The organism is Pseudomonas sp. S07E 245, from assembly GCF_019599025.1.
Taxonomy (GTDB): Bacteria; Pseudomonadota; Gammaproteobacteria; order Pseudomonadales; family Pseudomonadaceae; genus Aquipseudomonas; species Aquipseudomonas shirazensis.
Window position 1 is genome coordinate 1,690,765 of the sequence record NZ_CP080625.1, and the last position, 20,812, is coordinate 1,711,576.

The 20,812-nt window shown below is 62.9% G+C and carries 15 protein-coding genes; 6 read left to right on the forward strand and 9 right to left on the reverse strand.

All coding sequences use genetic code 11. The features are described 5' to 3' along the window. Positions 1-5 precede the first annotated feature (5 nt). Complete coding sequence (locus tag K3F44_RS07580; protein ID WP_220633693.1) at positions 6-266, forward strand: DUF1652 domain-containing protein; 261 nt, start codon at positions 6-8, stop codon at positions 264-266. On the opposite strand, the gene K3F44_RS07585 is transcribed toward K3F44_RS07580, so the two are convergent. The 9 genes from K3F44_RS07585 to K3F44_RS07625 all read right to left on the reverse strand — a co-directional run bounded on the left by K3F44_RS07585 (position 263) and on the right by K3F44_RS07625 (position 16,230). Then, positions 263-2,344: a bifunctional diguanylate cyclase/phosphodiesterase gene (locus K3F44_RS07585; protein ID WP_220633694.1), complete on the reverse strand. Its 2,082-nt coding sequence runs from the start codon at positions 2,342-2,344 to the stop codon at positions 263-265. The genes K3F44_RS07580 and K3F44_RS07585 overlap by 4 nt on opposite strands. Positions 2,345-2,507: 163 nt before the next feature. Next, positions 2,508-4,013, reverse strand: coding sequence for an efflux transporter outer membrane subunit (locus tag K3F44_RS07590; RefSeq protein WP_220633695.1), 1,506 nt, complete (start codon positions 4,011-4,013; stop codon positions 2,508-2,510). Next, the gene (locus K3F44_RS07595; protein WP_150571721.1) at positions 4,010-7,117 is read right to left on the reverse strand and encodes an efflux RND transporter permease subunit; all 3,108 of its coding nucleotides are present in this window, start codon (positions 7,115-7,117) and stop codon (positions 4,010-4,012) included. The genes K3F44_RS07590 and K3F44_RS07595 overlap by 4 nt, the downstream gene beginning before the upstream one ends. Then, complete coding sequence (locus K3F44_RS07600; protein ID WP_150569145.1) at positions 7,114-10,212, reverse strand: MdtB/MuxB family multidrug efflux RND transporter permease subunit; 3,099 nt, start codon at positions 10,210-10,212, stop codon at positions 7,114-7,116. The genes K3F44_RS07595 and K3F44_RS07600 overlap by 4 nt, the downstream gene beginning before the upstream one ends. Then, positions 10,209-11,477: an MdtA/MuxA family multidrug efflux RND transporter periplasmic adaptor subunit gene (locus tag K3F44_RS07605; RefSeq protein ID WP_150569144.1), complete on the reverse strand. Its 1,269-nt coding sequence runs from the start codon at positions 11,475-11,477 to the stop codon at positions 10,209-10,211. Before K3F44_RS07605 ends, K3F44_RS07600 begins: the two co-directional genes overlap by 4 nt. A gap of 211 nt (positions 11,478-11,688) precedes the next feature. Further along, positions 11,689-12,189, reverse strand: coding sequence for a thiol peroxidase (gene tpx, locus K3F44_RS07610; protein WP_101319724.1), 501 nt, complete (start codon positions 12,187-12,189; stop codon positions 11,689-11,691). A gap of 167 nt (positions 12,190-12,356) precedes the next feature. After that, positions 12,357-13,649, reverse strand: a complete 1,293-nt coding sequence (locus K3F44_RS07615) for a serine/threonine transporter (protein WP_101319726.1) — start codon at positions 13,647-13,649, stop codon at positions 12,357-12,359. A 216-nt stretch (positions 13,650-13,865) separates the two neighbouring features. Continuing rightward, positions 13,866-15,062, reverse strand: a complete 1,197-nt coding sequence (locus K3F44_RS07620) for an amino acid aminotransferase (RefSeq protein ID WP_101319728.1) — start codon at positions 15,060-15,062, stop codon at positions 13,866-13,868. A 142-nt stretch (positions 15,063-15,204) separates the two neighbouring features. Beyond that, positions 15,205-16,230 (reverse strand): Ldh family oxidoreductase, encoded by a 1,026-nt coding sequence (locus tag K3F44_RS07625; protein WP_150571724.1) that lies wholly within the window; start codon positions 16,228-16,230, stop codon positions 15,205-15,207. Between the two features lie 144 nt (positions 16,231-16,374). Between K3F44_RS07625 and K3F44_RS07630 the strand changes: the two genes are divergently transcribed. The 5 genes from K3F44_RS07630 to K3F44_RS07650 all read left to right on the forward strand — a co-directional run bounded on the left by K3F44_RS07630 (position 16,375) and on the right by K3F44_RS07650 (position 20,793). Next, complete coding sequence (locus tag K3F44_RS07630; protein ID WP_101319732.1) at positions 16,375-17,247, forward strand: MurR/RpiR family transcriptional regulator; 873 nt, start codon at positions 16,375-16,377, stop codon at positions 17,245-17,247. 25 nt (positions 17,248-17,272) lie between these two features. Next, positions 17,273-18,025, forward strand: coding sequence for a transporter substrate-binding domain-containing protein (locus K3F44_RS07635; RefSeq protein WP_150569142.1), 753 nt, complete (start codon positions 17,273-17,275; stop codon positions 18,023-18,025). Between the two features lie 80 nt (positions 18,026-18,105). Continuing rightward, positions 18,106-18,825: an ABC transporter permease gene (locus K3F44_RS07640; protein ID WP_101319736.1), complete on the forward strand. Its 720-nt coding sequence runs from the start codon at positions 18,106-18,108 to the stop codon at positions 18,823-18,825. Next, entirely contained in the window at positions 18,822-19,532 is a 711-nt protein-coding gene (locus K3F44_RS07645) for an ABC transporter permease (RefSeq protein ID WP_101319738.1), read from the forward strand. The genes K3F44_RS07640 and K3F44_RS07645 overlap by 4 nt, the downstream gene beginning before the upstream one ends. 16 nt (positions 19,533-19,548) lie before the next feature. Continuing rightward, on the forward strand, positions 19,549-20,793 hold the full coding sequence (locus K3F44_RS07650) for an FAD-binding oxidoreductase (RefSeq protein ID WP_220633696.1): 1,245 nt from the start codon (positions 19,549-19,551) through the stop codon (positions 20,791-20,793). The last annotated feature ends 19 nt before the right edge of the window (positions 20,794-20,812 follow it).

Here is a 20,812-nt window from a genome sequence, read left to right on the forward strand (position 1 = left end):
CAAGCATGAACAAGATGACGTTTCCCAATGCTTGCCAGGTGATGCGCTGGCACTTCCATCCTTTGGGCTTTGAAGCCAGCATGGATGCCCCGCGCAGCATGATTGTGCGCCTGTTCGATCGCGAGTCGGGCGAAACCGTGCTGGCCATCGCCGGTATCCCCTGCAGCGCGATCATGGCCGCCAGCGATGTCGAGCGCATCATTGAAGCTGTCGAAGATGCAATGGCCGCTTTCATCCCCTCCTTTGTCCTCCGCACTGCGGTCTAGCTGACCCGAGGCGCTTCGCGCGGCGCGAGCCCTGCCATGAATTGCTCTGCCGGCACCGGTCGGCCCATCAGATAACCCTGCAACGAGTCACAGCCCAGACGGGTGAGAAAATCCTGCTGACTGTCGGTCTCGACACCCTCGGCAACGATACGCAGGCCCAGCGCCTGGCCTAGAGCCACAATTGCCGAGACGATCGCTGCATCGTCGCTGTCATGCTCCAGGTCGCGGACGAAGCCGCGATCGATCTTCAGCTCATTGGCCGGCAGACGTTTGAGGTACATCAGGCTCGAGTAGCCGGTACCGAAATCGTCGATGGAAATATCCACGCCCATATCGGACAGCCTCTGCAATACCAGCAGGCTGGCATCCGCGTCACGCATGGCGGTGGTCTCGGTGATCTCCAGGGTCAGGTTGTTGGCGGGCAGCTGATTGCGCTGCAATGTCTGGGCAACCCCGTCGACCAGACCGGCGTAGCAAAACTGGATGGCCGACAGATTTACCGCGATGCGCCAGTCTTTATGCCCCTGCTCGAGCCATTGACGCATCTGCCGACAGGCTTCGCCAAGCACCCATTCACCGATTGGAATGATCAGCCCGGTTTTCTCGGCCAGGCTGATGAAGCGGTCCGGGTACAGCAGGCCATGTTGCGGATGCTCCCAGCGCAGCAAGGCTTCGGCACCGATCGGCACCCGCCGGACGGCGTCGAACTTGGGCTGGTAATGCAGGCGGAACTGGCCCTGTTGCAGCGCGACACGCAAGTCCTGCAGCAACTGCAACTGCTGGCGTGCATCGCTGTTCATCGAGACGTCGAAAAAGCTGTAGCCGTTCTTGCCAGCGTTTTTGGCGTGGTACATCGCCGCATCGGCGTTGCGCAGCAGCTCGTGCTGATCCATGCCGTTGCCTGGATAAAGCACGATACCAATACTGGCAGTCAACTGCAGGTCGTGTTCCGCCACTCGATACGGCCGCGACACCAGGTTCACCTGCTTGATTGCGACGCCCATTGCGTCACCCGGCTCTTGCAGCTCGACCAGCAGCACAAACTCATCGCCACCGATGCGCGCCAGCGTGTCCTGGCTGTGCAAGTGGCCACGCAGGCGCTCGGCCACGGCCTTGAGCAACTGGTCGCCGACATGATGGCCGAAGGCATCGTTGACTGGCTTGAACCCGTCCAGGTCGATGAACATCAGGGCAAAGCAGGTGCCCTGCTCGCTCGCCTTGCCGATGGCCTGCTCGATGCGGTCAGCCAACAGCGTGCGATTGGGCAGGCCGGTGAGGATATCGTGCAGGGTCAGCTGGGTCAGCTCCTGGTTGGCCAGCGTCAGCGAGCGGGCGAGTTCGGTAGTCCGCGCAATCAGGCGTGCATCCAGCACCGACGTGAGCAAGGCCACTGCAATCACGGCGAGGGTGGTGATCAGTACCAGGTAGACCAGACCATCGCCTTTCAGGCCTGTGCCAAGCGCGCCGCAGTAACTGCCCTCAGGAAAGCTTGCCGCGGCCATGCCGGTGTAGTGCATGCCAACGATCGCAATGCCCATCAGCACGGCCGCAGCGCCGCGGATTTGCCGCACGTAAGGGGTCTGCCGGCGCAGGCGGAATGCGATCCACAGCGCTGCTGCGGATGCACATACCGCAATCGCCAGTGAAGCGCTGAACAACTGGGGATCGTAATCGATCCCTGGTTGCATGCGCATCGCGGCCATGCCCATGTAATGCATGCTGCTGATGCCGGTGCCCATGATCAACGCGCCGCAGGCCAGTTGCAGCAGAGGCAGGCTGGGTTGGTTGATCAACCACAGGGCAAAACCTGAGGACAGCACCGCGATCAGCAACGACACCAGTGTCAGAGTCAGGTCGTAGCCCAGGTCGATCGGCAGGCTGAAGGCGAGCATACCGATGAAATGCATCGACCAGACCCCGCTGCCCATCGCCAGCGCCCCGCCGCACATCCACAGATGAACGGCACGCCCCTTGGCCGTGGCAATGCGCCCGGTCAGGTCCAGAGCGGTATAGGACGCAAGAATAGCCACGCACAGTGAGATCAACACCAGCGCGGGGGAATAACTACCGATTAGCATGGGGGTTCCGGCATCGGGCGCAGGGAGGGCCCGGAAAAGCCGCTGATTGTACTCAAGCCTTGGCGAAACGCACGGCATTTCGCGGGACTGGGCCATAAGAATGCCAGCATGCAGAACGGGCGCGTCCAAACCGGGGAAAACGCCGCTTTCACGGCGTCAAACCCTAGTCGGATTCGCCCTGTTGTTGCGCTTGGCTGAACGCCTGCTGACTATCCCAACCGCCACCCAACGCGGCGATCAATTGCACGCTGGCGATCAGCCGCCCTTGCAGCAAATTGAGCACGCTGCGTTCGTTGCTCAGCGCAGTGGCCTGCACATTGACCACGTCCAGGTAGCCAATCAGGCCGGCCCGGTACTGGTTTTCGGTCAGGCGCAGCGACTGGCGTGCGGCCTCCAGCGCTTCCTGGCGTACGACTGCTTCATCGCCATAGACCTTGAGCTGGACCAGGTAGTTTTCCACCTCCCTGAAGCCATCGAGCACGGTCTGCCGATACTGCGCCACGGTCTGGTCGTACACCGCGACGGTGCGGTCCACTTCGGCGCTGCGTTTACCGGCATCGAACAAGGTCATGGCCAATGACGGTCCGACCGACCAGAAGCGGTTCGGCAGCTCGATCCAGTTGCTGAAGCTGCTGCTTGAGTAGCCGCCGCTCATGCTCAGGCTCAAGTCCGGGAAATACGCCGCGCGGGCCACGCCGATGCTCGAGTTGGCAGCCATAACATTGCGCTCCGCCGAAGCAATGTCAGGGCGCCGTTCGAGCAATTGCGAAGGCAGCGCCAGCGGCACCTGCGGCAGCGCCGGGATCGACTTGCTGTCAGCCAGGGCAAAGTCCGCGGGGGCCTTGCCCATCAGCACGGCAATTGCGTTCTCATACTGGGCGCGCTGCCAGATCAGGTCGATCAGGTCGGCCTGGGTGCTTTTGAGCTGGGTGCGCGCCTGGGCGACCGCATCCGGCCCGGACACGCCAGCTCGGTACTGGTTTTCGGTCATCTTCAACGAGCGCTCGTAAGCGGCCACGGTGGCCTCGAGCAAGCGCTTCTGCTCATCGATCACACGCAGTTGCAGGTAGTTCTGCACCAGCTCCGACTGCAAGCTCAGGCGCATCGCTGCCAGCTCGGCAAAGCTCGCCTCGGCACTGGCTTCGTTGGCATTGAGGGTTTCCCGCAGCTTGCCCCACAGGTCGATCTCCCAGCTCACCCCAAGCTGGGTGGTGTAGGTGTTGCGGATACCGCTGCTGTTGTTCGACAGGCTCGAGCTACTGCTACCGGTGCCCTGCGCCGAGCGGTTCTTGCCTGCCGACAGATCGAGGCTGGGGAACAACGAGGCGCGGCTGCTGCGGATCAATGCGGTGGACTGACGATACTGCGCTTCGTACTGGGCAACGGTCTGGTTACTGCGGTTGAGCTCCTCGACCAGGCTGTTGAGCTGGGCATCACCGTACAGCTCCCACCAGGCGCCACGGGCAATCGCATCCGACGGTTTGGCCTGAGTCCAGCCTTCGGCCTGCTTGAACTGGGCAGGCGTGCTCAGCTCGGGCCGCTGGTAATCCGGGCTCAAGGTGCAGGCACTGAGCATCAGCACGCAGAGGCTGGCGCCAAACAGGCGCGAGCCACGGCCGCGGCCCAGCAGCTGCAAGGCACGGTGAAGCGGAGTTTGGGCAAAATTCATAGCGGGGTATCCAGTGCAGCGTCGGTACGTACACCGCGCCAATGGTTGAATCGGTGACGCAGGCGATCGAGGTAGAGGTAGACCACAGGCGTTGTATAAAGCGTCAGCACTTGGCTGAAGACCAGCCCGCCGATAATCGTCAGGCCCAGCGGTTGGCGCATCTCGGCGCCTTCGGCATTGCTCAGCAACAGCGGCAAGGCGCCGAGGATGGCGGCAATGGTGGTCATCAGGATCGGGCGCAGGCGTAGCAGGCAAGCACGCCGGATCGACTCTTCCGGCGATAGGCCTTCGTTGCGCTCCAGTTGCAGAGCCAGGTCGATCATGAGGATGGCGTTTTTCTTGACTACGCCGATCAGCAGGAACAGCCCCAGCAGCGAGATCAGGCTGAACTCGCCGCCTGTTACGTACATCGCCAGCAGTGCACCCACGCCAGCAGATGGCAGGGTCGAGAGGATGGTCAGCGGGTGGATGTAGCTTTCATAGAGAATCCCCAGCACCAGATACACCAGCACCAAGGCGCCGAGGATCATCAGCGGCTGCCCTTCCTGAGTCTTGCTGAACGCGTCGGCGGTACCGCCAAGCTTGGCGATCACGTCTTCCGGCAGGCCCAGCCGGGCCACTGCCCGCTCGACCGCGGCCATGGCCTGATCGGTGCTGTAGCCCTCGGCCACGTCAAAAGCGATGTCTTCCGAGGCGAACTGACCCTCGTGGCTGACTCGGTCGTTGGCCAGGCTGTTCTCGTAGCGGGCAAAGGCTGACAACGGCACCCGCGCGCCGTCGGCGGTGATCACCTGGACTTGCTCCAGCGTGCTTGGGTCCCAGGCATACTTGGGATTGATCTCCAGCACTACCTGATACTGGTTGAGGCTGTCGTAGATGGTCGAGATCTGCCGCTGGCTGTAGGCGTTGTTGAGCACCGTGGTGACCATCTCCATATCAATGCCCAGGCGCTTGGCCTGATCACGATCGACCACCAGCGTTACCTGCTGAGTGCCGGCACCGTCATGGGCGTCGATGGCGGTCAGCTCGGGCAGCGCGCGCATCGCCGCGGTGACCTTGGGGAACCACTCGCGCAGCGCAGCCAGATCACCGCTCTGCAGGGTGTACAGGTACTGCGAAGAGGTCTGGTCGCGGCCACCGCCGCCCAGCTGCAGGTCCTGGTCGGCCATGAGGAACAAGCGCCCGCCGGGTACTTTGGGCAGCTCCTTGCGCAGGCGCTCGATCACCTGTTGGGCATTGATCTTGCGTTCGCTGATCGGCTTCAGGCGCACCAGCACCATGGCATTGTTGGTGCCGCTGTTGCCGCCGATGAAGCCGGCCACGCTTTGCACCGCCGGGTCAGCCAGCAGCGCCCGCCGGTAGATTTCCATTTTCGGCTGCATCACGCTGAACGACAGGCCGTCGTCGCCACGCACAAAACCCATCAGTTGGCCGGTGTCCTGCTGTGGCATCAGGGTCTTGGGTACCACCACATACAGCAGCACATTGACGCCGATGGTCAACAACAGGCTGAACAAGGTCAGGCGACGATGGCGCAGGACCCAACCCAGGCTGCGGTCGTACCCGGCGACCATGCGCTGATGCTGGCGGTCGCTCCAGCGCTGCAGGCGGTTGGGCTGTTGCTCGTGGGGCTTGAGCCAGCGCGCGCAGAGCATTGGCGTCAGAGTCAGCGAAACGATCAACGAGACGATTATCGCCGCCGCCAGGGTGATCGAGAACTCCTGGAACAGGCTGCGCACGATGCCGCCCATGAACAGGATCGAGACGAACACCGAGACCAGCGAGACGTTCATCGACAGCAGGGTAAAGCCCACCTCTTTGGCGCCGAGAAACGCCGCGCGCATGGGCGGCTGGCCGTTCTCGATATGGCGGGAGATGTTCTCCAGCACCACGATGGCGTCGTCGACCACCAGCCCGGTGGCCAGGATCAGCGCCATCAGCGACAGGTTGTTCAGCGAGAAGCCACACAGATACATGACCGCAAAGGTGCCGACCAACGACACTGGCACCGCAAGGCTTGGGATCAGCGAGGCACGCAGGTTGCCAAGGAATAGATAGACCACCAGGATCACCAGCACTACAGCAATCAGCAAGGTGTGCTCGGCTTCCTTGAGCGTCGCGTTGATCACCGGCGAGCGGTCCATGGCGATGTCCAGCTTGACGCTGGCGGGCAACAGCGACTGCAGCGCGGGCAGTTGCTGCTTGATCTGCGCCACGGTCTCGATGATGTTGGCGTTGTTCTGCCGGTTGATCACCAGCAGCACCGCGCTCTGGTCGTTGAAAAAACCACTGTTGTAGCGGTTCTCGACGCCATCGGTGACCGTACCGACGTCCGACAGACGCAGGATGGCGCCGTCCTTCTGGCGAATCACCAGCGACTGATAGTCCTTGGCTTTTTCCAGCTGATCGTTGGCGCGCACCTGCCAGTTGCGCTCCGCATCCTCGACAAAGCCCATCGGCCGACGCTGGTTGGCATTGCTCACCGCCGTGCGCACCTCATCCAGCGACAGGCTGTACTGGTTGAGCAGCTGCGGCTCGAGCGCGATGCGTACCGCCGGCAGCGAGCTGCCGCCGATCTGCACTTCCCCTACTCCACTGACCTGGGCCAGGCTCTGCGACAGAATGGTATCGGCCAGGTCGTACAGCTGCCCCTTCTGCAGCACGCTGGAGGTCAACGCGATGACCATCACCGGCGCCTGCGACGGGTTGATCTTCTTGTAGGTGGGCATGCTGCGCATACCGCTGGGCAGCAGGTTGCGGGTGGCGTTGATCGCCGCCTGCACTTCCCGCGCGGCACCATCGATGTCGCGGCCCTGCTCAAAACCGATGATGACCCGGGTCGAGCCCTGGTTGGAGCTGCTGGTCAAGGTGGTAACGCCAGCAATGGCACCAAGCTTGCGTTCCAGCGGCGTGGCTACGGTGGAGGCCATCACCTCGGGACTGGCGCCGGCCAGGTTGGCCGAGACCACGATTACCGGAAAGTCCATCTGCGGCAGCGGCGACACCGGCAGCAGACCAAAACTGACCCCGCCCAGCAGCATGATCGCCAGGCTCAGCAGCATGGTCGCGACCGGCCGGCGAATGAATGGCCCGGACAGGTTCATGCTTGCGCCTGCTTGGCGTCATCGCGTGGCCGCCAGCGCTGGGCCAGGCGGTCGAAGTACAGGTAGATGACCGGTGTGGTGAACAGTGTCAGAACCTGGCTGACCAGCAGCCCGCCAACCATCACCAGCCCCAGCGGCTGGCGCAGCTCGGCGCCGGAGCCGGTGGCAAGCATCAACGGCACCGCGCCGAACAACGCCGCCAGCGTAGTCATCAGGATCGGCCGGAAGCGCAGAAGCGCCGCCTGGTAGATCGCATCGTGTGGGGTCATGCCTTGGTTGCGTTCGGCCTCCAGGGCAAAGTCGATCATCATGATCGCGTTCTTCTTGACGATACCAATCAGCAGGATGATGCCGATGATGGCGATCATGCCCAGGTCATTGCCGCTGATCAGCAGCGCCAGCAAGGCGCCGACCGCCGCCGACGGCAGGGTCGAGAGGATGGTGATCGGGTGGATGTAACTCTCGTAGAGCACGCCGAGCACGATATACATCGTCACCACAGCCGCCAGAATCAGCAACAAGGTGCTCGACAGGGATGCCTGGAAGGCCTCGGCAGCGCCCTGGAAGCGGGTCTGCACGCCAATCGGCATGGCGATCTCCTGCTGCACCTGCTCGATCGCCGCCACCGCCTCACCCAGCGCCACACCGGGTGCCAGGTTGAACGACATCATCACCGCCGGGAACTGACCGATGTGGGAGATCGCCAACTGCGCCTGGCGCTGCTCGATACGTGCCAGTGCCGACAGCCGCACCTGACCGCCATCACTGGCCTTGACGTGAATCGACTCCAGCGCCGCCGGGCCGATGTTGGCGGCGTTCTGCGACTGCAGGACCACTCGATACTGGCTGGCCTGGGTGTAGATGGTGGAAATCTGCCGCTGACCGAAGGCGTCATACAACGCGTTGGTGATCTGCGAGACGTTGATGCCCAGCCGGCTGGCCATATCCCGATCGATCACCAGGTACACCTGCAAGCCCTGGTCTTGCAGGTCGCTGGCGACGTCGCGCAGTTCGGGCCGCTGTTGCAGGGCCTGAACCAGTTTGCCACTCCAGGTGGCGAGCATGTCGGCGTCTGGCGACGACAAACTGAACTGGTACTGGGTACGGCTGACCCGGTCTTCAATGCTCAAGTCCTGCACCGGCTGCATGAACAGGCGGATACCGACCAGCTTGTCGACTTGCGGCTGCAGGCGTGCGATCACTTCAGTGGCGCTGACGTCGCGCTCACCGTGGGCTTTGAGGTTGATCAGCAAGCGGCCACTGTTCAGCGTGGCGTTGTCGCCATCCACGCCAATGTAGGACGACAGGCTTTGCACCGAAGGGTCCTGCAGGATGATCTTGCTCAGCGCTTGCTGACGCTCGCTCATGGCGGCGAACGAGGTCGACTGCGGCGCTTCGGAGATGCCCTGGATCACCCCGGTGTCCTGCACCGGGAAGAAGCCCTTGGGCACGGCCATGTACAGCACCACGGTCAGCACCATGCTGGCGATGGCAACCAGCAGGGTCAGCGGCTGGTGGCGCAATACCCAACGCAGGCCGCGGCTGTAGTGCTCGATCAACCAGTCAATCCAGGCGCCGCTGGCGCGATAGAAACGGCTCTGCTCTTCTTCCTTGGGCTCGCGCTTGAGCAAGCGGGCGCACATCATCGGCGTCAGGGTCAGCGATACCACCAGCGAAATCAGGATCGCCACCGCCAGAGTGATGGCGAACTCGCGGAACAGGCGGCCGACCACGTCAGCCATGAACAGCAGCGGGATGAGGACGGCAATCAGCGAGAAGGTCAACGAGATCAGGGTGAAGCCAATCTGCCGGGCGCCCTTGAGCGCGGCCTGCATCGGCGTCTCGCCCTCCTCGATATGGCGGGAAATGTTCTCTAGCATGACGATTGCGTCATCGACGACAAAGCCGGTGGCGATGGTCAGCGCCATCAACGTCAGGTTGTTGATGGAAAAACCCGCCAGATACATGACACCAAAAGTACCGATAAGCGACAGCGGTACGGCAATCGACGGGATGATGGTGGCACTGACCCGGCGCAGGAACACGAACGTCACCATCACCACCAGCACGATGGCAATCAGCAACTCGTGCTGTACATCGGTAACCGCAGCGCGGATGGTCTGAGTGCGGTCAGTCAGCACCATCACATCCAGGCCTGCCGGCAGGTTGTCGGTGATCGACGGCAGCAGGTCCTTGATGCGGTCGACCACTTCGATGACGTTGGCGCCGGGCTGACGCTGAATATTCAGCAGCACGGCCTGGTTCTCGTTGGCCCACGCCGCGAGGCGTTCGTTTTCGGCGCCATCGACGATTTCAGCCACGTCTTTCAGGCGCAGCGGTGCACCATTGTTGTAGGCGAGGATGAGGTTGGCGTATTCCTCGGGGGAGCGCAGCTGGTCGTTGGCATCAAGCATCGACACCCGGGTGGGGCCGTCGAAGTTACCTTTGGGCTGGTTGACGTTGGACGCGCCGATCAAGGTGCGTACGTCTTCCAGGTTGAGGCCGTTGGCCGCCAGGGCATCGACGTTGACCTTGATCCGCACGGCCTGGCGCTGGCCGCCGGCAATGCTGACCATGCCCACACCGCTGATCTGGGCAAGCTTCTGCGCAACCCGGGTATCGACCAGATCGTTGAGCTTGGGCAACGGCATGGTCTTGGACGAGATTGCCAGGGTCAGTACCGGCGTATCAGCCGGGTTGACCTTGTTGTAAACCGGCGGCGCTGGCAGGTCGCTGGGCAACAGGTTGCTGGCGGCGTTGATCGCGGCCTGCACCTGTTGCTCGGCAACGTCCATGTTCATGTCGAGGCTGAAGCGCAGGGTCAGCACCGAGGCGCCGCCGGAGCTGGTCGAGGCCATCTGGGTCAGGCCCGGCATCTGCCCGAACTGGCGTTCCAGCGGCGCAGTGACGGCGCTGGTCATGACCTGCGGGCTGGCACCGGGATATAGAGTCATGACCCGGATGGTCGGGTAATCGACCTGGGGCAAGGCCGCTACCGGCAACAGCTTGTAGGCAATCAGGCCAGCCAGGACCAACGCCAGCATGCTCAGCGTGGTGGCGACCGGGCGCAGGATGAACAGCCGCGAGAGGTTCATGCGCCCGCCTTGCCCGACGTGCCAGCCTCGCTGGTGCCGCTGCCATCCTGGCCTTGCAGATGCTGACCGGGGGTGGTCGGTACTTGCGAGCTGTCCTCCACCACTTCTACCGCGCTGCCTTCACGCAGGCGATCGGTACCTTCCAGTACCAAGCGGTCACCGGCGACCAGGCCGTCGAGGATCACACTGCGCTCGCCATCACTCGGGCCAACCTTCAGTTTGCGGATATTGACCTTGCTCTCTGCGTTGACCACATAGGCAAAGCTGCCATCGTTGCCGAACTGGATCGCAGCCGCTGGGGCCATGACCACCTGTTTGAGGGTGTCGGCGAGCAGGCGCACGTTGACGAACTGGTTGGGGAACAGCGCCTGATCCTTGTTGGCAAAGCTCGCCTTGAACTTGAGAGTACCAGTGGTGGTGTCGATCTGGTTGTCCAGGCTGCCGAGCACGCCACTGGACTGCAGCTTGCTCTCGTTGCGGTCCCAGGCCTCGACGGGCAGAACAGCGCCGCTGCGATAGCGCTCGAGCACGGTGGTCAATTCGGTTTCCGGCAAGGTGAAGGCGACGCTGATCGGCTCGGTCTGGGTGATCACGACCAGCGCCGTGGTGTCGTTGGCCGCGACCAGGTTGCCCAGGTCGAGCTGACGCAAGCCCAGGCGGCCGCTGATCGGTGCGCGGATCTGGGTGAAGTCGAGGTTGAGCCGGGCGTCGCTGACTGCGGCCTGATTGGTCTTGATCAGGCCCTGGAACTGCGCCAGCTGCGCCTCGGCGGTGTCCAGGGTCTGTTTGGCGATGCTGTCTTCGGCGTACAGGCCTTTATAGCGGGCCACGTCAACCTGGGCGTTTTTCAGCTGCGCCTGATTCTGCGCCAGGGTGCCTTCGGCCTGCTGCAAAGCGATGCGGTAGCTGCGCGGGTCGATCTCGGCCAGCAGGTCGCCGGCCTTGACCTGCTGGCCTTCCTTGAAGTGGACCTTGACCAGCTCACCGGCGACGCGGCTGCGCACGTTGACCGTGTTGTTGGCGGTCACGGTGCCCAGGGCCTTGTAGTACAGCGGGAAGTCGCCCACCTGCACCGGCTCTACCCGCACTGGCACGGCCTCGGCAGAACTGCCAAAACCAGGCCGGCCGCTCTTGCCTGCGCGCCCGGCTTGATCCTTGGGCGTCGACGCGGCAGGCCACAGCCACCAGGCCAACAGGGCCACCAGGACCAGGATCAGCAGGCCAAACAGCCAGCGACGGGGGGAGCGGGAGACAGGAGCTTGCATGGCTTGAACGAACCTTGTTCGGAAACGGCGACTTGGGAGGGTGAACGATAAGCACTGATATCGGTTTAGCAAAGCAGCTTTACAGGGCATTTACCTTGGGCTGACGTTGCTAACGCGATGAACTTTAAATGAAAACGGCCTGGAGCAGGGTCCAGGCCGTTTCAGGGTATTGCTTGTTGCGTGCGCGGACCGCAGAGCGGCCCCGCTGCGCTTACTTCAAGACAGCCAGGACCGCCTCGTAGTTCGGCTCTTCGGCGATTTCGCCAACCAGCTCGCTGTGCAGCACTTTGTCGTTCTCGTCGATGACGACAACAGCGCGTGCCGCCAGGCCAGCCAGCGGGCCGTCAGCAATGGCTACGCCGTAGTTTTCGAGGAATTCGCGGCCACGCAGGGTCGACAGGTTCTGGACGTTTTCCAGGCCTTCGGCACCGCAGAAGCGCGCCTGAGCAAACGGCAGGTCGGCCGATACGCACAGCACAACGGTGTTGTTCAGCTCGTTGGCCTGGGCGTTGAACTTGCGCACGGAAGTCGCGCAAGTTGGCGTGTCAACGCTTGGGAAGATGTTCAGCACTTTGCGCTTGCCGGCGTAGTCTTGCAGCGACTTGTCAGCCAGGCCATCACCAACCAGCGAGAACGCAGGTGCCTGAGCGCCAGCTTGCGGGAGGTTGCCTTTGACCTGAACCGGGTTGCCTTTGAGGGTCACTTGAGCCATGAGCGGAATCCTTATGCGGGTGTTTGAAAAGGACATCGAGTTAAGCATGAAGCGCCGCTCAAGCCTATGGGTAGCGATGAAATTGTTCTACTGCCGGGGAATTCGTGTGAACAAAAAAATGCCCGGAGCGCAGCAGGCGGTCCGGGCATCCTCTTATATGGAAGCCATCACCAGCCGAGCACGCTGGCGGCCAGCGAGTAGACTACCGAGCTGATCGCGACCAGGCCGACGAAGACCACAAACAGGTTGGACATCGCCCCGCTGTACTTGCGCATCGACGGCACCTTGCGGATGGCATACATCGGCATCAGGAACAGCAGCGCGGCAATGATCGGCCCGCCAAACGATTCGATCATGCCCAGGATGCTCGGGTTGAGGGTGGCGACAATCCAGCACACCACCAGCATCAGCGCTGCGACCATGCGGTCCAGAGCCTTGGCCCCGGGGCGCAGGCCAGTCTTGCCGATAATGCCTTTGAGGCCTTCGCTGGCACCGATGTAGTGGCCCAGGAACGACTTGGCGATGGCAATGAAGGCAATCAGCGGTGCAGCAAAGGCAATGGTCGGGTTGCTGAAGTGGTTGGCCAGGTACGACAGGATCGACAGGTTCTGCGCCTTGGCTTCGGCCAACTGGGCGCTGTCCAGGGTCAGCACGCAGCTGAACACGAAGAACAGCACCATCGCCACCATCAACAGGTGCGCACGCGACAGGATCTGCCCGCTGCGCTCGTCGGCGTGCTCGCCGTAACGGCGCTTCTGGTCGACAGCAAACGCGGAAATGATCGGCGAGTGGTTGAACGAGAACACCATCACCGGGATTGCCAGCCACACGGTGTGCAGGAACGCCGAGCCCGATGGCACCTGCATCGCGGTATCGAGAATACCGCCACTCCAGTGCGGCACCAGGTACAGCGCCAGCAAGGCCAGGGCGACGATGAACGGGTACACCAGCAGGCTCATGACCTTGACCGTGGCCTGTTCACCGCAACGCACGATGGCCAGCAGGCCGAGGATCAAGCCAAACGACAACAACACCCGCGGTGGCGGGGTCATGTGCAGTTGATGCTCCATGAAGCTGCTGACGGTGTTGGTCAGGGCCACGCTGTAGATCAACAGGATCGGGAAGATCGCGAAGAAGTACAGCACGGTGATCAGCGCGCCAGCCTTGAGGCCGAAATGCTCCTCGACCACCTCGGTGATGTCGCCGCCACGCCCGGACAGCACAAAGCGGGTCAGGCCGCGGTGGGCGTAGTAGGTCATCGGGAACGCCAGCGCGGCGAGGATCAGCAGCGGCCAGAAACCGCCCAGGCCTGCGTTGATCGGCAGAAACAGGGTGCCGGCGCCAATCGCGGTGCCAAACAGGCCGAGCATCCAGGTGGTATCTTGTCGTGCCCAGCTGCCGAGGGTGGCACTGGTGGTTTGTTCGAAGCGTTGTTCAACGCTTGAGGCCTGCTCATTCATCCGGGTGCAACTCCACTCGCAAGACTGCAACAGGCTGAGCGTGGCGAAACACTAGGCTCGCGCACCTCAACCGAAAAAGAGGGGCGCGATTGTGCACTGAAAGGTGGCGCTTGCGAAGCCCTGTCCGAGCGGCGGTTGCACTTGTCATGACAACCCAGGGGCAACCCCGTGTTGCCAGACCGGCTGAAAGGGGCCGATTGCCGGCCCCTGCCCTGATTAGCGCTGGACTGCGGCGAACGCCTCGGCAACCTGGCGCAGGTTGCTTGGACGCAGGCCGGACATGCACACCCGGCCACTGTCGATCAGGTAAACGCCGAACTCGTCACGCAGACGGCGGACCTGCTCGACGCTGAAGCCGGTGTAGCTGAACATGCCGCGCTGTTCGAGGAAGAACGTGAAGTCCTGCCCTGGCAGCAGCTCGCCGAGCAGGTCGACCAAACCTTGGCGCATCTCGAGGATACGCAGGCGCATCACTTCGACCTCTGCTGCCCACTGTGCATTGAGGCTGGCATCGCCGAGCACGCCAGCAACAAGTTGCGCACCGAATGCTGGGGGGCTGGAGTAGTTGCGGCGCACGGTTGCCTTGAGCTGGCCAAGCACGCTCTGGGTGCTGGCCTGGTCGTCGCACACCACCGACAGACCGCCAACGCGCTCGCCGTACAGCGAGAATATCTTCGAGAACGAGTTGCTGACCAGGCACGGCACGCCGGCACGGGCCATTTCGCGGATGGCGTAGGCATCCTGCTCCAGGCCTTCGCCGAAGCCTTGGTAGGCAATGTCGAGGAACGGGATCAGCTCGCGTGCCTTGACCACTTCGACAACCTGCTGCCACTGGTTCTGGTCCAGATCGACACCGGTCGGGTTGTGGCAGCACGGGTGCAGTAGCACCACGCTGTTTGCGGGCAGAGTCTGCAACGCAGCCAGCATGCCGGCGAAGTCGACGCCACGGGTAGTGGTGTCGAAGTACGGGTAGGTATTCACCTTGAAACCCGCACCTTCGAAGATGGCGCGATGGTTGTCCCAGGTCGGATTGCTGACCCAGACTTCGGACTGCGGGAAGTAACGCTTGAGGAAGTCGGCGCCGACTTTCAACGCGCCCGAGCCGCCTACGGTCTGCACGGTAGCCACGCGGCCGCCGGTCACTGCCGGGTGATCGTTACCAAACAGCAGCGCCTGGATCGCCTGGCGATAGCTGGCCAGACCTTCCATTGGCAGGTACAGCGAAGCCTCGTGAGGCTGGTTGGCCAGGCGTTTTTCAACCTCGGCCACTGCCGCCAACTGCGGCACGATGCCGGCAGCATCGTAGTACAGGCCGATGCTCAGGTTGACCTTGGCCGCACGCGGGTCGGCCTTGAAGGTTTCCATCAACGAGAGGATCGGATCGCCGGCATAGGCATCGACATGTTTGAACACAGCGCACAGCTCCTTGAATCAGCACAGTTCGGAAAAGCTTGAGCGAGGATACCCGGAGTCGGGGCAGAGAAACATCACCTTGCTGCAACGGGTCTGTGCAAGGTTGCACGGCCCAGGTATTTCAACCCATGCAACATGACGATCAGCCGAGCAATTGGCGCAGGCCCTGCAGCTCGGTTTCGCTCAGTGCGACACCTTCGCGCTCGGCCGTAGCACGCTCACGATAGCGCCGCTCGCCGGGCATGCGTGACAGGCCGGCCGCCTGCATCTGCTCCAGCAAATGACGGCTGCGCTGCGCAAAACGCTCGCCTTCGGCCTTGCTCGGGTCGATGACGATCAGCAGTTGCCCGGTCCATGGCGTCTTCGCCCCGGGATGCGCCGACCAGTCGAACTCCCAGGAGAAGTTACCGCCGGTCAGCGCCGCCGCGAGCAACTCGACCATCATCGACAGCGCGGAGCCTTTGTGGTCGCCAAACGGCAACAGCGCGCCGCCGTCGAGAATCGCCTGCGGGTCGGTGGTCGGCTGGCCCTTGGCGTCTACCCCCATGCCCAGCGGCAGTTGCCGCCCTTCGCGGGCCGCGATCTGGATATCGCCATGGGCCATGGCGCTGGTGGCCATGTCGAACACGATCGGGTCATGCTCGGCGCAGGGCGCGGCAAAGGCAATCGGGTTGGTGCCGAACAACGGCTGGCGCGCACCGTGCGGGACTACACAGGTCATGCTGTTGACCACGCTCAAGGCCACCAGGCCTTCATCGGCGAACGGTTCGACGTCCGGCCACAGCGCCGCGAAGTGATGCGAGTTATGGATCGCCAACACCGCGATCCCGGCACTGCGCACCTTGGCCAGCAGCAACGGCCGCGCCGCCGCCAGCGCGGGCTGGGCGAAGCCACCGCCGGCATCGACGCGAACATAGCCGGAGGCGACGTCGGTCACCGCGGGCAGCGCCTTGCCGTCAACCCAGCCACTGGCCAGCGTCGATACGTAGCCCGGGATACGAAACACCCCATGGCTATGAGCGCCGTCGCGTTGAGCACTGGCACAGTTGAATGCCAGCGCTGCCGCCACCGGCTCACTGCAACCGTGCTGTTCAAGGATCGCCTGCAGTAACGTCTGCAGTTCGGCAAAGGGCATGCGCACGGTACCGCTGGTGGAGGATGCAGACATCTGGAGCTCCTTGTTGAAATTGTTTGGCTCGGAGTGTGCCACGGGTGAAAACTGTCAGCCACATGACAGCTATCTGTCAATTGTTGACTTGATGACAGAAAACATTCATTTTCTATTCCACGCCCTACCCGACCGGAGTCCGACATGAGTCAATCGATCAAGCAACGCCTGGAGAACAGCCTGCACGGCGCAGCTGCCTCAGGCCGCACGATCGCCAGCTACATGCTCGGCAACCTGCATGAAGTGCCGTTCCAGACCTCCGCCAGCATCGCGGAAAAGCTCGGAGTGAGCGAATCCAGCGTTGGTCGCTTCTGCCGCTCGCTCGGCTACGCCCACCTCAAGGCGCTCAAGCAGGACCTGCAGAACGACCTCGGCGACGGGCCGTGGCTGGTCGGTGACCGCTTGCAGGAATACCGCCAGCAGCACGACGACAGCCAGAGCGCCGGCAGCCTGGAGCTGGAAATCGCCGCACTGGTGCGCGTCCATGAATACAGCCGTAGCGAGGCCTGGCACCGGGTTGCTCAGCGCCTGGCGCAGCGGCCACGGGTATTTGTCGCAGGGTTTCAGACCGAACGCGGCGTCGCCCAGTGCATGACCCATTTGCTGCACTACCTGCGCGATGGCGTACAGGCTGTGGATGGCAGCGCCGGGCACTTTGGCGACGTGCTGCTGACCCGCCCCGAACACTGCGCGCTGGTGGTGTTCGAGGCCCGCCGTTATTCGCGCCATGCCCTGCTGCTGTGCCAGAAGGCACGCCAGGCAGGCATCCCGGTCACGCTGGTGACCGACACCTTCTGTGACTGGGCCGATGCCAACGCCGATGAGGTGTTCCGCATCCCCACCGAATTCAATCTGTTCTGGGAATCCACCTCGGCGATGCTGTCGTGGGTGCACCTGATGGTCAACGAGGTCTGCAAGAAGCTCGGGCCGGATGTTGAAAAACGCTTGGAAGCGACTGCCGCTCTACATAACGAGTTCGTCGGCTACACCTCGTGGCCCGCGGACAAACAACAATAGCAAGAGTGCAACCCAGAGGTGCGAGATGAACAAGACCATGGCTATGGTGGGTGCGTGTGCCCTGCTGCTGGCGGGTGCGGCCAGCGCCGAGACCCTGCGTTTCGCCACAGAGGGCGCTTATCCGCCCTTCAACTATGTCGATGCCGATAACAAGCTGCATGGCTTTGACATCGACATTACCCACGCCCTGTGCGAGCAGATGAAAGTCGAGTGCACGCTGGTGGCGCAAGACTGGGAAGGCATCATCCCGGCACTGATGGCGAAAAAGTACGATGCCGTAGTCGCCTCGATGATCGACACCGAAGAACGGCGCAAGAAGATCGCTTTCACCGACCATTACTACCGCACACCACTGTCCGTGGCGGTCGCCAAGGACAGCCCGATCACCGATGCCCAGACCGACTTCAAGGGCTACACGGTCGGCGCCCAGTCGTCCTCGACCCAGGCTATCTATGCCGAGGACGTGTATGGCCCGGCGGGCGCCAACGTCAAGCTCTACCCGACCATGGATGAGGCCAATGCCGACCTGGCTGCCGGCCGCCTGGACGGAGTCATCGCCGACAAGTTTCCGCTGCTCGACTGGCAGCAGAAAAACGGCAAGGACTGCTGCAAGGTGCTCGGTGACGTCAACCAGACCAAGGCCAATGCGGCAATTGCCGTACGCAAGGACGATCAGCAACTGCGCGAGCGGCTGAACAAGGCGCTGAGCGAGATTGTCGCCAACGGCACCTATCAGAAGATCGCCAGCAAGTACTTCGCCTTCGACATCTATAACTGATCGGTCAGCGCAAGGCAGGCTTCGCGCCGTGGGCGCCCTGCCTTGCGCGCCGCCACGTTCACCTGGCTGGGGAAACACCCATGCTCGATCAATTGTCTTTGTTGTCTTTTGCCAGCGGTGGTTGGGGCCCGGCGTTGCTGGCCGGCGCGCTGGTCACGGTGTCACTGGCGCTGGCCTGCCTGCCGATCGGCTTGCCGCTGGGACTGCTGGTGGCAATGGCCGCGCGCTCACGCAAGCGCCTGCCGCGGGCCTGGGCTACCACCTTTTCTACGGTGTTTCGCGGCCTGCCTGAACTGCTCACGCTGCTGATCATTTATTACGGCTGCCAGATCGCAGCACAAAAGCTGCTGGCGGCGATGGGCTATGAAGGTGAGGTACTGATCAATACCTTCCTGGCGGCCATGATCGCCTTCAGCCTGGTGTTTGCTGCGTTTTCCAGCGAAATCTGGCTGGCGGCGTTCAAGACCCTGCCCAAGGGCCAGCTCGAAGCCTGCTCGGCCCTGGGGCTGAGCAAACGCACTGGTTTTTTCAAAGTGGTACTGCCGCAACTGACCCGGATCGCCCTGCCCGGCCTGTCCAACAACTGGCTGTCGCTGCTAAAGGACACGTCGTTGGTCTCGACTATCTCGCTGGTCGACCTGATGCGCCAGACCAACCTCGCCGTCAGCGTGACCAAGGAGCCGATGTTCTTCTATGGCGTCGCCTGCCTGGGCTATCTGCTGTTCTCGGCGTTGTCCGGGCGCGTGTTTGCCTTCATCGAACGGCGCTATAGCCGCCACCTGCAAGGAGCGCGGGCATGAGCTTCGAACAATTACTGGCGCTGGTGGTCGACCCCGACCTGCTGCAGCGCTACGGGCCGCGCTTCATCGATGGTCTGCTGGTGACCGCCAAGCTGGTGGCCATTTCGTTCACCCTCGGCGCCGTGCTTGGCCTGCTGCTGGCGCTGGCGCGGATCTCCAACAAGACCGTGCTCAATCGCATGGCGGCTGGCTATATCTACTTCTTCCGCGGTTCACCACTGCTCGCGCAGCTGTTTCTGCTGTATTACGGCCTTGGCTCGTTCAAGAGCTTTTGGCAGGACGTCGGGCTGTGGTGGTTCTTCCGTGAGGCCTGGTACTGCGCGCTGCTGGCATTCACCCTGAACACGGCCGCCTATCAGGCCGAGATCTTCCGCGGCAGCCTGCTGGCAATCGCCCCAGGCCAATTCGAGGCCGCCCGCGCGCTCAACCTCAAGCGCTCGACCACGTTCTTCAAGGTGGTCATGCCGCAATCGCTGCTGGTCGCCATCGGCCCGCTGGGCAATGAGCTGATCCTGATGATCAAGGCCAGTGCGATTGCCTCGCTGGTCACCATCTACGACCTGATGGGCGTGACCAAGCTGGCGTTTTCGCGCAGCTTCGATTTCCAGATCTACCTGTGGGCCGCCGTGCTCTACCTGCTGATCGTGGAAATCGTCCGGCGCACCCTGAAATACCTGGAAGGCCGCCTCGGCCGCCACCTGAACTGACCCAAGGATACGCTCCATGCATTGCCAAACCATTGTTCTGGGCGCCGGGATCGTCGGTGTCAGTACCGCGCTGCAGTTGCAAGCGCGCGGCCGCCAGGTCGTTCTGATCGACCGTGACCAGCCCGGCAGCGGCACCAGCCATGGCAACGCCGGCCTGATCGAACGCTCCAGCGTCATCCCCTATGCCTTCCCGCGCAACGTCGGCGCACTGCTGCGCTATGGCCTGAACCGCCAGCCGGATGTGCGCTACAGCCTGTTGCACCTGCCCAAGGCGGCGCCCTGGCTGTTGCGTTACTGGCGCCAGTCAGCACCCGGCCGGCTGGCCGGCGCCGCCGCCGATATGCTGCCGCTGGTGCAGCGCAGCGTCGAGGAACACGACGCGCTGATTGCCGCTGCCGGGCTCAGCGAACTGGTCCAGGCCAAAGGCTGGATCGAAGTGTTTCGCGACCCGAGGCTGTTCGTTCAGGCCAAGGAGGACGTAAAAAACCTGGCGCGCTATGGCCTGCAGTACGAAATCCTCGAACGTGACCAACTGCAGGCCCGCGAGCAGCAACTGGACGGCGGCGTGGTAGGCGGCATTCACTGGCTCGACCCGAAGACCGTGCGCAACCCTGGCGGCCTGACCCGCGGCTATGCCGCGCTGTTCGTCGAGCGCGGCGGGCAGTTCCTCCATGGTGATGCGCGCAGCCTGCGCCAGCTTGACGGTCAGTGGCAGGTGCAGAGCCAGCGTGGCGCGGTCACGGCCGACGAGGTCGTGATCTGCCTGGGGCCGCAATCGGCCGAGCTGTTCGGCCCGCTGGGCTATCGGTTCCCGCTGGGCATCAAGCGCGGCTATCACATGCACTATGGCACCCGCGGCGACGCGCAACTGCAGCATTCGATCTGCGACACCCAGGGTGGTTATGTGCTGGCGCCGATGGCGCAGGGCATCCGCCTGACTACCGGCATCGAGTTTGCGGCCAGCGACGCCCCGGCCAACGAGATCCAGTTGCAGCGCTGCGAAGCCCTGGCTCGTCGGCTGTTCCCCGCGCTCGGCGAACGCCTGGATGAGCAGCCCTGGCTGGGCCTGCGTCCCTGCCTGCCGGACATGCGCCCGATAATCGGCCCCGCACCGCGGCACAAGGGCCTGTGGTTCAACTTTGGCCACGCCCATCACGGCCTGACCCTGGGCCCGGTGACTGGCCGCCTGCTCGCCGAGATGATGACCGGCGAGCAGCCGTTCACCGACCCTGCGCCTTACCGCGCAGCGCGCTTTGACTAAACCAGCGGGAGAACAACAA